The sequence below is a fragment of the Actinotalea sp. genome, from assembly GCF_035443605.1.
Taxonomy (GTDB): Bacteria; Actinomycetota; Actinomycetes; order Actinomycetales; family Cellulomonadaceae; genus Actinotalea.
The window spans coordinates 1-10,717 of the sequence record NZ_DAORSQ010000088.1; the positions used below are offsets into that span (position 1 = coordinate 1).

General features: G+C 75.4%; 11 protein-coding genes and 1 tRNA gene. 6 read left to right on the forward strand and 6 right to left on the reverse strand.

Annotated features, from left to right (window positions below; all coding sequences use genetic code 11):
• Positions 1–43: 43 nt before the first annotated feature.
• The 5 genes from PKY62_RS10140 to PKY62_RS10160 all read left to right on the forward strand — a co-directional run bounded on the left by PKY62_RS10140 (position 44) and on the right by PKY62_RS10160 (position 5,471).
• Entirely contained in the window at positions 44–1,393 is a 1,350-nt protein-coding gene (locus PKY62_RS10140; protein WP_324536590.1) for an NAD(P)/FAD-dependent oxidoreductase, read from the forward strand.
• Positions 1,394–1,444: 51 nt separating this feature from the next.
• Positions 1,445–1,518, forward strand: a tRNA-Leu gene (locus PKY62_RS10145).
• Positions 1,519–1,546: 28 nt separating this feature from the next.
• On the forward strand, positions 1,547–3,118 hold the full coding sequence (locus PKY62_RS10150; RefSeq protein ID WP_324536591.1) for a CYTH and CHAD domain-containing protein: 1,572 nt from the start codon (positions 1,547–1,549) through the stop codon (positions 3,116–3,118).
• A 95-nt stretch (positions 3,119–3,213) separates the two neighbouring features.
• The gene (locus tag PKY62_RS10155; protein WP_324536592.1) at positions 3,214–4,044 is read left to right on the forward strand and encodes a Bax inhibitor-1/YccA family protein; all 831 of its coding nucleotides are present in this window, start codon (positions 3,214–3,216) and stop codon (positions 4,042–4,044) included.
• A 20-nt stretch (positions 4,045–4,064) separates the two neighbouring features.
• Complete coding sequence (locus PKY62_RS10160) at positions 4,065–5,471, forward strand: cystathionine beta-synthase (RefSeq protein ID WP_324536593.1); 1,407 nt, start codon at positions 4,065–4,067, stop codon at positions 5,469–5,471.
• Between the two features lie 43 nt (positions 5,472–5,514).
• On the opposite strand, the gene PKY62_RS10165 is transcribed toward PKY62_RS10160, so the two are convergent.
• Both PKY62_RS10165 and PKY62_RS10170 read right to left on the reverse strand, forming a co-directional pair.
• On the reverse strand, positions 5,515–6,057 hold the full coding sequence (locus PKY62_RS10165) for a TetR-like C-terminal domain-containing protein (RefSeq protein ID WP_324536594.1): 543 nt from the start codon (positions 6,055–6,057) through the stop codon (positions 5,515–5,517).
• Positions 6,058–6,082: 25 nt separating this feature from the next.
• Positions 6,083–6,952, reverse strand: a complete 870-nt coding sequence (locus PKY62_RS10170; protein ID WP_324536595.1) for an alpha/beta fold hydrolase — start codon at positions 6,950–6,952, stop codon at positions 6,083–6,085.
• A gap of 129 nt (positions 6,953–7,081) precedes the next feature.
• On the opposite strand from PKY62_RS10170, the gene PKY62_RS10175 reads away from it, so the two are divergent.
• Positions 7,082–7,489: an FKBP-type peptidyl-prolyl cis-trans isomerase gene (locus tag PKY62_RS10175; RefSeq protein WP_324536596.1), complete on the forward strand. Its 408-nt coding sequence runs from the start codon at positions 7,082–7,084 to the stop codon at positions 7,487–7,489.
• Between the two features lie 18 nt (positions 7,490–7,507).
• Here PKY62_RS10175 and PKY62_RS10180 read toward each other — a convergent pair whose 3' ends face one another.
• From PKY62_RS10180 to PKY62_RS10195, 4 genes are all read right to left on the reverse strand, one after another.
• Positions 7,508–8,194, reverse strand: coding sequence for a response regulator (locus tag PKY62_RS10180; protein ID WP_324536597.1), 687 nt, complete (start codon positions 8,192–8,194; stop codon positions 7,508–7,510).
• Positions 8,191–9,453, reverse strand: coding sequence for a sensor histidine kinase (locus tag PKY62_RS10185; RefSeq protein WP_324536598.1), 1,263 nt, complete (start codon positions 9,451–9,453; stop codon positions 8,191–8,193). The genes PKY62_RS10180 and PKY62_RS10185 overlap by 4 nt, the downstream gene beginning before the upstream one ends.
• Before the next feature lie 36 nt (positions 9,454–9,489).
• Positions 9,490–10,353 (reverse strand): ABC transporter permease subunit, encoded by an 864-nt coding sequence (locus tag PKY62_RS10190; RefSeq protein WP_324536599.1) that lies wholly within the window; start codon positions 10,351–10,353, stop codon positions 9,490–9,492.
• The coding region (locus tag PKY62_RS10195) for a DUF8746 domain-containing protein (RefSeq protein WP_502875830.1) at positions 10,350–10,717 on the reverse strand (368 nt) is incomplete at its 5' end. The genes PKY62_RS10190 and PKY62_RS10195, both read right to left, overlap by 4 nt.

Consider the following 10,717-nt stretch of genomic DNA (forward strand, 5'->3'; position numbering starts at 1 on the left):
CGCCCCGGTTGTCCGCCCGGGGGTCCGCACCTAGCGTGAGCGCATGAGCCCCACGGACGCCGCCCCGCGCACCCGCAAGGTGCCCCGCATCGTCATCCTCGGGGGCGGGTACGTCGGCTTCTACACGGCGCTGCGGCTGCGGCGCCGGATGGGCCGGCGGGAGGTGGCGATCGCCGTCGTCGACCCGCGCTCGTACATGACCTACCAGCCGTTCCTGCCCGAGGCGGCGGCGGGTTCGCTCGAGCCGCGGCACGTCGTCGTCTCGCACCGGCGCGAGCTGCGCGGTGTGGACGTCCTCACCGGCCGGGTGACGCAGATCCGCCACGCGGAGCGCAAGGTGGAGGTCACCCCGCTCGTCGGGGAGCCCTACGACCTGTCGTACGACCACCTCGTCGTCGCACTCGGTGCCGTGGCCCGCACGCTGCCCATCCCCGGGCTCGCGGACCAGGCGATGGGCTTCAAGCAGGTCGAGGAGGCCATCGCGCTGCGCAACCACGTGCTGAGCAAGCTCGACGAGGCCGCGTCGACGTGGGACCCCGGGATCCGCCGTCGGCTGCTGACCTTCACGTTCGTCGGCGCGGGGTTCGCGGGGGTCGAGGCGATGGCCGAGGTCGAGGACATGGCCCGCGCCGCCGTGCGGTACCACGAGAGCATCGAGGCGGCCGACCTGCGGTTCGTCATGATCGAGGGCTCGACGCGCATCCTGCCGGAGCTCGGCGAGGAGATGGGCGGGTACGCGCTCGAGCAGCTGCGCAAGCGCAACATCGAGGTGCACCTGGCCACGTTCCTGTCCTCGTGCGTCGACGGGCACGTGGTGACCTCGACCGGGGCCGAGTTCGACTCCGACACCATCGTCTGGACCGCCGGGGTCAAGGCCAACCCCGTGCTGCAGCACTCCGACCTGCCGCTCGACGAGGCCGGCCGGCTGCGCGCGATCCCCACCCTCCAGGTCGCGGACGCCGACGGGACCGTGGTCGACGGCGCCTGGACGGCCGGGGACTGCTCCGCCGTCCCCGACCTGGCCAACCCGGGCAAGATGTGCGCTCCGAGCGCCCAGCACGCCGTGCGCCAGGCCCGCCACCTGGGCGACAACCTCGCGCGCCACCTGCGCAGCGCCGCCGTCGTGCCCTACGAGCACAAGCACGTCGGCACCGTGGCGTCGCTCGGCCTGGGCAAGGGCGTCGCGCAGGTCTACGGCATCAAGCTGCGCGGCTGGCCGGCGTGGTTCATGCACCGGACCTACCACATGGCCCAGATGCCGACCTTCAACCGCAAGGTGCGGATCGTGCTCGACTGGACGCTGGCGCTGTTCTTCCACCGCGAGCTCGTCGCGCTGGGACGGCTGCACGACCCGCGCGCCGACTTCCGGGACGCCTCCGCCCCGCGCACCTGACGGCCGCGAGGGCCGTTCGTCGCCCTGGCAGGATGAGGACGTCCGGGTGGCGCCCCCGTAGCCCAATCGGCAGAGGCAACCGGCTTAAACCCGGTCCAGTGCAGGTTCGAGCCCTGCCGGGGGCACCGCGGGCTGCGTCCACGAGGAGCGGTGATGACGGCGACGACGGCGCTGGAGACCGAGACGACGGTCGACGTCGCGCCCGGCTGGCGGATGCCCGACCTCGCCGGGCTCCTCGCACCCGCGGCGGGGCCGGACCGGCCGCTCGGGACCCCGCTCGGGGTCGAGCCCGCCGGGGTCCGCCGCCTCAGCGCTACCTACCTCGACACCGCCGACCTGCGCCTGCTGCGCTCGCGGGTCACGCTGCGCCGGCGGACGGGCGGGCCGGACGCCGGCTGGCACCTCAAGCTGCCGCTCGGCGAGGCCCGGCTCGAGGTGCGCCACGAAGCCCGCCGTCCGCCGGCGGAGGTGCCGGCCCACCTGGCGGCGCTGGTCCGCTCCCGGACGAGGGGCGAGCCGTTGGTGCCGGTCGCGGTGCTGCGCACCACGCGGACCGTGCGTCACGTCGTCGACGCCGCGGGCCGGGTGCTCGTCGAGGTGGTCGACGACCGGGTCGTCGCGCACCGCGCCGGCGGACAGACGGAGCGCTGGCGTGAGGTCGAGGTCGAGCTCGTCGAGGGCGACCGGGCGCTGCTCGACGCCGTCGTCGCCGCGCTCCTGGCCCGCGGGGCGCGGCCGGCGGTGTCGCAGTCCAAGCTCGCGCGCGCCCTCGCGGCGGATCTCGCCGCACCGTCCGCCGACGCCTTCCCCGCGCCGACGGCAGGGGTGCCTGCCCCGCACCTCGGGGCGCCCGCACCGCCGCGGACCGCCGGCGACGTCGTGCTCGCCTACCTCGGGGCCCAGGTCGCCGAGGTCGTCGACCGCGACCCCCAGGTGCGCCTCGACCTGCCCGACGCGGTGCACCGCATGCGCGTCGCCGTGCGCCGGCTGCGCGCGACCCTGGCGACCTACCGCCGACTGCTCGACGAGGACGCCGTCGCGCCGCTGCGCGCGGAGCTGCGTTGGTGGGGCACGGTGCTCGGGGCGGCCAGGGACGCCGAGGTGCTGCGCGATCGCCTGCTCGCCGCGCTCGCGGACCTGCCGCCGGACGAGGGTGACGGCGGCGGCGGGCGGCTGCGCGCCGCGCTGGACCGCGAGCTCACGACGGCGCGCTCGGCCCTGCTCGCCGCGCTCGACGGACCGCGCTACCTCGCGCTCCTCGACGCGCTGGCGACGCTCGTGGACGCGCCGCCGTGGCGCGGGCGTGCCGGCCGGGCGCCGACGGCGGTGCACCCCGGCGTGCGGCGGGCCGTGCGGCGCGTGCGGCACGCGCTGCGGTCCGCGCGCCGCGCGGCCGTGGGGCCGCCGCTGGACACGGCCCTGCACGACGCGCGCAAGGCGGCCAAGGCCGCGCGCTACGCCGCCGAGTCGGTGGCGGGCCTCGCCGGTGCGCCGGCCACCGCGCTGGTCGAGGGGATGACCGCGGCCCAGGACGTCCTCGGGGCCCACCAGGACAGCCTCGTGGCCCGCGCCCGGCTCGCCGACCTCGCCGCCGCGGCGGTCGCGGACGGGTACCCGACGGCCACGCTCGACGCGCTCGTGGCGCTCGAGCGCGCGCGGCACGGGGACGGACCGGTGGCTCTCGCCGCCGCGCGCGCGCTCCGCCCGGGGCGCTGGCGGGGCTGATCGGGAACGGATCGCCCGGGTGCGACGTTGCGTAGCATGAGTAGGGTCGTGACCCGATGGCGCGCAGAGTGCAGCCGCCGCGACCTGGAGGAACCGTGAGCAACCCCGTCTTCAGCAACAGCGCGATCTTCGGCGAGCCGAAGCGTGGGCGTACCACCACCGTGCAGCCGAACCAGTACCAGGCGGCCGATGCCGGCACCGCCGCGATGCCCGGGATGGCACAGACCTCGCTCGAGCAGATGTACGGCGCCCCCGCGGCGACCACGCGCGACACCGGCCGGATGACGTACGACGACGTCATCATGAAGACCGGCGGCCTGCTCGGCCTGCTCGTCGCCGCGGCGGCCGTCACGTGGGTGGTCGCGCCGCAGCTGTTCTTCGTCGGGATGATCGTCGGCCTGGTGCTCGGGCTCGTCAACGCGTTCAAGAAGGAGCCGAGCCCCGTCCTCATCGCCCTGTACGCCCTGGCCCAGGGCGTCTTCCTCGGCGGGATCAGCGCGTTCTACGACTCGTTCTACGACGGCGTCGTCATCCAGGCCGTGCTGGCCACGGTCGCGGTCTTCGCGACCTCGCTCGTGCTCTTCCGCTCGGGCAAGGTCCGGGTCACCCCGAAGTTCCAGAAGTTCCTGCTCATCGGGATGGTGGGCTACCTCGCGTTCTCGGTGCTCAACCTGGTGCTCTCGTTCTTCATGCCCGGTGACTTCGGCCCGCTGCGCAGCGGCTGGATGGGCGTCATCGTCGGCCTCGTCGCCGTGGGGCTCGCCGCGGCGTCGCTGATCATGGACTTCGACTCGATCAAGCGTGGTGTCGAGAAGGGCGTGCCGGCGAAGTTCGCCTGGTCGGCGGCCTTCGGCCTGCTCGTCACGCTCGTCTGGCTGTACCTCGAGATGCTCCGTCTGCTGGCGATCCTCCAGGGTCGGGACTGATCCCGGCCCCGCTCGACGGCATGCGCTACGCCGAGCACGTCTCCGAGCTCGTCGGCGGCACCCCCCTGGTCCGGCTCACGGCCGTGACCGCGGGGGTGTCGGCGCTCGTGCTGGCCAAGGTCGAGTACGTCAACCCCGGAGGATCGGTCAAGGACCGCGTGGCGCTGCGGATGATCGAGGCGGCCGAGGCCTCGGGCGAGCTGGCGCCCGGCGGGACGATCGTGGAGCCGACGAGCGGCAACACCGGGGCAGGGTTGGCCCTGGTCGCCCAGCGCCGCGGGTACCGCTGCATCTTCGTGTGCCCCGACAAGGTCTCGGCGGACAAGCGTGACGTGCTGACGGCGTACGGCGCCGAGGTGGTCGTGACCCCGACCGCCGTGGCGCCCGAGCACCCGGACTCGTACTACTCGGTCTCCGACCGCCTCGTGCGCGAGACCCCCGGTGCGTGGAAGCCCAACCAGTACGCCAACCCGCAGGGCCCCGCGAGCCACTACGCCACGACGGGCCCCGAGATCTGGGCCGACACGGACGGCCGGGTCACGCACCTCGTCGCGGGCGTCGGCACGGGCGGGACCATCACCGGCACGGGCCGCTACCTGCGCGAGGTCAGCGCGGGGCGCGCCCCGGCCGACGGCGGCGCGGTCCGCGTGGTCGGCGCCGACCCGGCGGGCTCCATCTACTCCGGCGGGGACGGCCGGCCGTACCTCGTCGAGGGCGTGGGCGAGGACTTCTGGCCGCCCGCGTACGACCCGGCCGTACCGCACGAGGTCATCGCGGTCTCGGACGCCGACGCGTTCGCGATGACCCGCCGGCTGGCCCGCGAGGAGGCGCTGCTCGTCGGCGGGTCGAGCGGGATGGCCGTCGAGGCAGCGCTGCGCCTCGCCCGCCGGCTCGAGGAGGAGGACCCGGTCGCGGCGGCCGGGGCCGTCATCGTCGTGATCCTGCCCGACGGCGGCCGGGGGTACCTGTCCAAGGTCTTCTCCGACGGGTGGATGCGCTCCTACGGGTTCCTGCACAAGCCGCAGGGCGTGCTCGTCGGGGACGTGCTGCGGGCCAAGACGGGCACGCTGCCGGACCTGGTCCACGCGCACCCGCACGACACGGTGCGCGACGCCGTCGAGATCCTGCGCGAGTACGCGGTCTCGCAGCTGCCCGTGGTCTCGGCGGAGCCGCCCGTGAAGTCCGGCGAGGTGGTCGGCACCGTGACGGAGCGGGACCTGCTCGACGCCGTGTTCCACGGCCGGGCGAGCCTCGCCGACCGGGTGGACAAGCACCTGGGCCCGCGCCTGCCGCTCATCGGCGTGGGCGAGGACTTCGAGGCCGCCCGGGCCGCGCTCCAGGACGCCGACGCGCTCATGGTCGTCCAGGACGGCGACCCGGTCGGGGTGCTGACGCGCCAGGACCTGCTGGGGTTCCTGGCGCGGTGAGGCGGGCCGGCGCGGCGGGCCGAGCCCGTGCGCGCGGTGCGGGTCATGCGCGCGTGGCGACCAGCCCCGCGACGAGCAGGTCGACGGCGCGCTCGAAGCTCGCGGTCACGTCGTCCGGCAGGCCGAAGCCGCCGTCGAGCTCGAGCATGACGAAGCCGTGGACGGTGGCCCGGAACGCCCGCACGGCGTCGACGGTGCGCTCGGGTGCCATCCCCAGGCCCGTGAGCGCCTCCGCGACGACCTGGACCGGCTCCGCGGCCGCTGCCCGCACCGCCGCGGCCTGCGGGTCGTGGGCCCAGGACGATCCCTGCACGACGGCGTAGCGTCCAGGGCTGCGCAGCGCCAGGCCGCGGATGGCCGCGGCCAGTGCCCGCACCTGGTCGACCGGGTCCGTCCCTGCGCCGGCGGCGGTCGCGCGCAGCACGTCGGTGAGCTCGGCCAGGCAGACCAGGGCGACGGCCCGCCGCAGGTCCGCCAGGCCCCCGACGTGCTTGTAGAGGCTCGGTACGGCCACCCCGGCACGTGCGGCCACCGCCGCGAGGGTGAGCTCGCCGCCCGCGTCGACGACCGCGAGCGCGAGGCGCACGACGGCGTCCCGGTGCAGCCCTGCCCTAGGCACCGGCGGCGCGCGGAGCAGGCGCCAGCCAGCGGTCGCCGGTCCGGGGGAGGTCGCCGAGCAGCGCCATGGTGTGCTCCAGCACGAGCACCGGTGCCTGGTGGTGGGCGTAGTGCGCAGCGTTCGGCACGCTGACGGCCCTGGCGCCCAGGACGCCGCGCGCGCGCTCGAGCTCCGCCGGCACGTCGCGGAAGTCCGGGTCGCTCTCACCGATGAGCACGAGGGCCGGCGCGACGACCTCGTCGAGGCGGGCGCCGACGACGCGGTGGTCCAGCTGGGTCGCCAGGTCCCGCAGGGAGCGCAGCCGGGCCGGGTCGCGCAGCGCGGCGCGCACGGCGGCCACGTGCTCGGTCAGCCACGGGGTGGGCGCACCGTGGTGCAGCGGCCCGCGGTAGTACGCGGCCCACACGCGCGCGCCCCAGGGGCGGGCGAAGAGCGCACGGTACACGGCGCGCTGGACCGCCCGGGCGGCCGGCCGGGCCACCGGCTCGTCGAGGAAGGGGCTGACGAGCACCAGCCCGGCCACGAGGTCGGGACGCTCGGCCGCAGCCCACAGGGCCGCCGAGCCACCCATCGAGCTGCCGACGAGCACGGCCGGCCCCGCGTCGAGGTGATCGACGAGCGCCAGCACGTCACCGCCCGTGCTGGCGTCGCCGTGGGTGGTGAACGTGGTGTCGCTGTCCCCGTGGCCGCGCAGGTCGGTCGCGACGACGCGGTGGCCCGCCGCCGCGAGCGGCTCGGCGAGCCCGCGCCAGGTGCCCCGCAGGTCGCCCATGCCCGGGACGAGGACGACCAGAGGGCCGGCGCCGATGCTGGTCCAGGCGATCCGGCCCTGCGGGCGGGAGAGGTGCTCGACGGTCGTCATGGCAGAAAGCTAATACCATTAGCCACAGGTGGCAACCCCTCCCGGCTCGGCAGCGGGCGCCGTCGTCGGGCACCATGGTCCGCGGCGGTGCGCAGACGCGCCCCGGCGACCGACCCGAGAGGCACACCCATGACTTCCGCACTGCCGTCCGCGACCGGGGGCTTCGGCGACAAGCCCGTCCTGACCTTCCCCGCCACGCCCGCCCCGGCGGAGCTCGTCGTCGAGGTGCTGCTCCCGGGCGGGGGCGAGACCGTCGAGGCCGGTGACGACCTCGAGGTCCACTACCTCGGCCAGATCTGGGAGGGGTCGGTGTTCGACAACTCCTACGACCGCGGCTCCTCGATCTCGTTCCCGATCGGCGTCGGCATGGTCATCGGCGGCTGGGACGACGGCCTGGTGGGCAAGCAGGTCGGCTCGCGCGTGCTGCTCTCGATCCCGCCCCACCTGGGCTACGGCGACCGCGGCATGCCGCAGGCCGGCATCCGGGGCACGGACACGCTCGTCTTCGTCGTGGACGTCGTGGGCACCAGCCGCTGAGGCGGCGGTCGGCGGGGGTCAGCGACCCCCGCCGACCAGCCCGGTCTCGTAGGCGAGGACGACGGCCTGGACGCGGTCCCGCACGCCCAGCTTGGCCAGGATGCGCCCGACGTGCGTCTTGACGGTCGCCTCGGAGCAGAAGAGCTGCTCGGCGACCTCGGCGTTCGACATCCCCTCCGCCACCGTGCGCAGCACCTCGAGCTCCCGCGGCGTCAGCGCCGCGAGCCGAGGGTCGAGCGCGCCCGGCTCGGCCTGGCCCGCCTCGGGCAGGTGCCGGGCGAACAGCTCGAGCATCCGGCGGGTGACCCGCGGCGCGACGACGGCGTCTCCCGAGGCGACCGTGCGGATCGCGGCGACGAGCTCCGCCGGGCGGGCGTCCTTGAGCAGGAACCCGCTGGCCCCGGCCCGCAGCGCCGCGAAGGCGTACTCGTCGAGGTCGAACGTCGTCAGCACGAGCACCTTCGTCGCGGGGTGCTCGGCCGCGATCGCCCGGGTGGCCTCGATCCCGTTCATCCGGGGCATCCGCACGTCCATCAGCACGACGTCCGGTCGCAGCGCGCGCACCTGGTCGATCGCGGCGAGGCCGTCACCGGCCTCGCCGACCACCTCGAGGTCGTCCTCGGCGTCCAGCACCATGGTGAAGCCCATCCGCAGCAGGGCCTGGTCGTCGACGAGCAGCACGCGGGTCCGGCCGGCGGGCGTCATCGCTCCCCCTCGTCGTGCGGGAGCTCGTCGTGCGGGAGCGTGACCGTCACGCGCCAGCCGTGCTCCCACGGTCCGGCCTCGACCGTCCCGCCGAGCAGCGCGGCCCGCTCGCGCATCCCGATGAGCCCCTGGCCCGCGCCGACGGCGTCGGCCGGCGCCCGGTCAGCCGGCGGCAGGGCGGCGCCGTGGTCGCTGATCTCGGCCGTCCACCGCCCCGGCCCGGCGCTCAGGGTGACGTCCACCCGCGCGGTGCCAGGCGCGTGCCGCAGGACGTTGGTCAGCGACTCCTGCACCGCGCGGTAGACCGCCAGCCGCAGGCCGGTGTCCTCGGGCAGGACCAGGCGCAGGCCGGTGGCGCGGACGGGCAGGCCGGCGGTCCGGAACCGTTCGACGAGTCCCTCGAGGTCCTGGTCGCCGGCCACGGGGCGGAGCGGGGCGTCGTCGTGCAGCGCGCCGAGCACGCGGCGCATGTCGCCCAGCGCGGTCCGGCCGGTGGCCGACAGCTCGGACAGCGCCACGCGGGATCGGTCCGGTGCCCGGTCGAGGGCGGCGGCGGCCCCGTCGGCGAGGCTGATCATCACCGTGAGGCTGTGCGCGACGACGTCGTGCATCTCGCGCGAGATCCGGCTGCGCTCGGCCGCCCGGGCCAGGTCGCCCTGGCGGTCCCGGTCCCGGGCCAGGGCGTTGCCGCGCTCGATGAGCTCGGCCAGGTGCTGGCGACGGTTGCGCACGGCGTTGCCGATCGCGAGGGCGAGCAGCACGAAGATCGCCGTGCCGGTGATGGTGCCCCACCGGTCGTCGGTGAGGACCACGTCGCCCTGGCCGGCCGTCGGGTCGGGGGACTGCATCTCCCACAGCCAGGCGGCGGTGCCGAGCACGGCGGCGGTGGCGCCCGCCACGAGCCAGGAGGTGCGGGAGGGGTAGGCCACCGTGACCGCGTAGAGGGCGAAGCCGAGACCGGCCTCCATCCCGCTGGTGCCGCCGGTGGTCACCAGGCTGAGCACGCCCAGCGCGCAGATGACGCCGGCCACGACCAGGGGTCGTGACCGGCGCCAGGCCATCGCCGCACCGCCGGCCAGGGCGATGACGACCGACAGGGCGAGGTTGCGGGTCTGCCCGGCGACGAAGCCGTTCGCCGCACCGGGCAGACCGACCAGGACCATGACCACCAGGTCCATCGCCCGGGGGTGGGCGGCGAAGTACCGCCGCACCGGGCCCAGTCGACGGGCGTCCAGCTCCGTGAAGGGCCCGGTGGTCACGCTGTCCACTCTCCCACCCCCCGCCTCGTCCCGGGGTCAGGCGTCGCGGCGGCGCAGCAGCACCGTGGCGACGGCGCCCAGCACCACGACCCAGGCGAGCATCACGCCGTAGCCCTGCCACGGGGTCAGGTGGGCTGCGTCCCGCATCGCGTCGGTCAGGGCCATGCTCTCGGCGTCCAGGAGCAGCCGCTGGCCCGCCGTGGCCGGGAGGAACGGGCTGACCACCTCGAAGAACCGCACCGGGACCAGGGCGAACACCGTCTCGACGACGAGCAGGAGACCGAGCACGGTGGCCATCGCACCGGCGGTGCGGCGCACCAGGGCGCCGATCGCCAGGGCGAGCAGCGCGACACCGACGAGGTACAGCGGCAGGCCGAGCAGGATGCGCACGGTCTCGCCGTCACCCAGGTCGAGCGTCGCACCGAGCGCGTCGTGCCAGGGGAGCGTGGCGGGGTAGGCCACGGCCATGCCCAGGAGGGACGTCACGGCGACCACGGCAGCCAGGACCAGCGCCTTGGCCCCCAGCACGGACACCCGGGTGGGTACCGCGGCGAAGCTCGACCGGATCTGGCCGGTGGTGTACTCCCCGGTGATGACGAGCACCCCGAGCACGGCGATGGTGAGCTCGGCCATGCCACGGCCCGCCGTGAGCAGGGTGGCGACGCTCAGCGTCATCGGCTCCTCGCCGTCGATGCCCTGGGACGCCCCCCAGGCCACCAGGGTGGAGATCCCGGCCATCACCACGACGGTGAGGGCCAGGGTCCACCAGGTGGACCGCAGGCTGCGGAGCTTGATCCACTCCGACGCGATCACCCGGGGCGCCGAGACGCGGTGGACGGTCGTGGCCGGCACCCTGGTGCCCGGGGTGCGGTCGGCGGTCGCGATGGTCGCGGCGCTCATCGTGCTGCTCCTTGCGTCATCGCGGCGGACCTCGCCGCGGGCTGGTCGGTGGGCTGGCCGACGGCGGCCGAGTGGTACTCCACGTCGTCGGCGGTGAGCTGCAGGTAGGCGTCCTCGAGCGAGCCGCGCACCGGGGTGAGCTCGTGCAGCGGGATGCCGGCGGACGCGGCCACCTCGCCGATCTGCGGTGCGGTGGACCCGTGGACCTCGAGCTCGCCGTCCGCGGTCGTGGCGACCTGGGCGCCGGTGCGGCGCAGGAGGTCCTCGAGGTCGCCGGCCCGTGGGCTGCGCACCCGGACGGACGTGGCTTGGCCGCCGGCGACGATCTCGGCGACGGTCGCGGCGGCCAGCACCTTGCCGCGAC

Excerpts from the sequence above, each read along its gene's own strand:
- PKY62_RS10140 (WP_324536590.1), top strand. The coding sequence starts at position 44 with ATGAGCCCCACGGACGCCGCCCCGCGCACCCGCAAGGTGCCCCGCATC.
- PKY62_RS10150 (WP_324536591.1), top strand. The coding sequence starts at position 1,547 with ATGACGGCGACGACGGCGCTGGAGACCGAGACGACGGTCGACGTCGCG.
- PKY62_RS10160 (WP_324536593.1), top strand. The coding sequence starts at position 4,065 with ATGCGCTACGCCGAGCACGTCTCCGAGCTCGTCGGCGGCACCCCCCTG.
- PKY62_RS10170 (WP_324536595.1), bottom strand. The coding sequence starts at position 6,952 with ATGACGACCGTCGAGCACCTCTCCCGCCCGCAGGGCCGGATCGCCTGG.
- PKY62_RS10175 (WP_324536596.1), top strand. The coding sequence starts at position 7,082 with ATGACTTCCGCACTGCCGTCCGCGACCGGGGGCTTCGGCGACAAGCCC.
- PKY62_RS10180 (WP_324536597.1), bottom strand. The coding sequence starts at position 8,194 with ATGACGCCCGCCGGCCGGACCCGCGTGCTGCTCGTCGACGACCAGGCC.
- PKY62_RS10190 (WP_324536599.1), bottom strand. The coding sequence starts at position 10,353 with ATGAGCGCCGCGACCATCGCGACCGCCGACCGCACCCCGGGCACCAGG.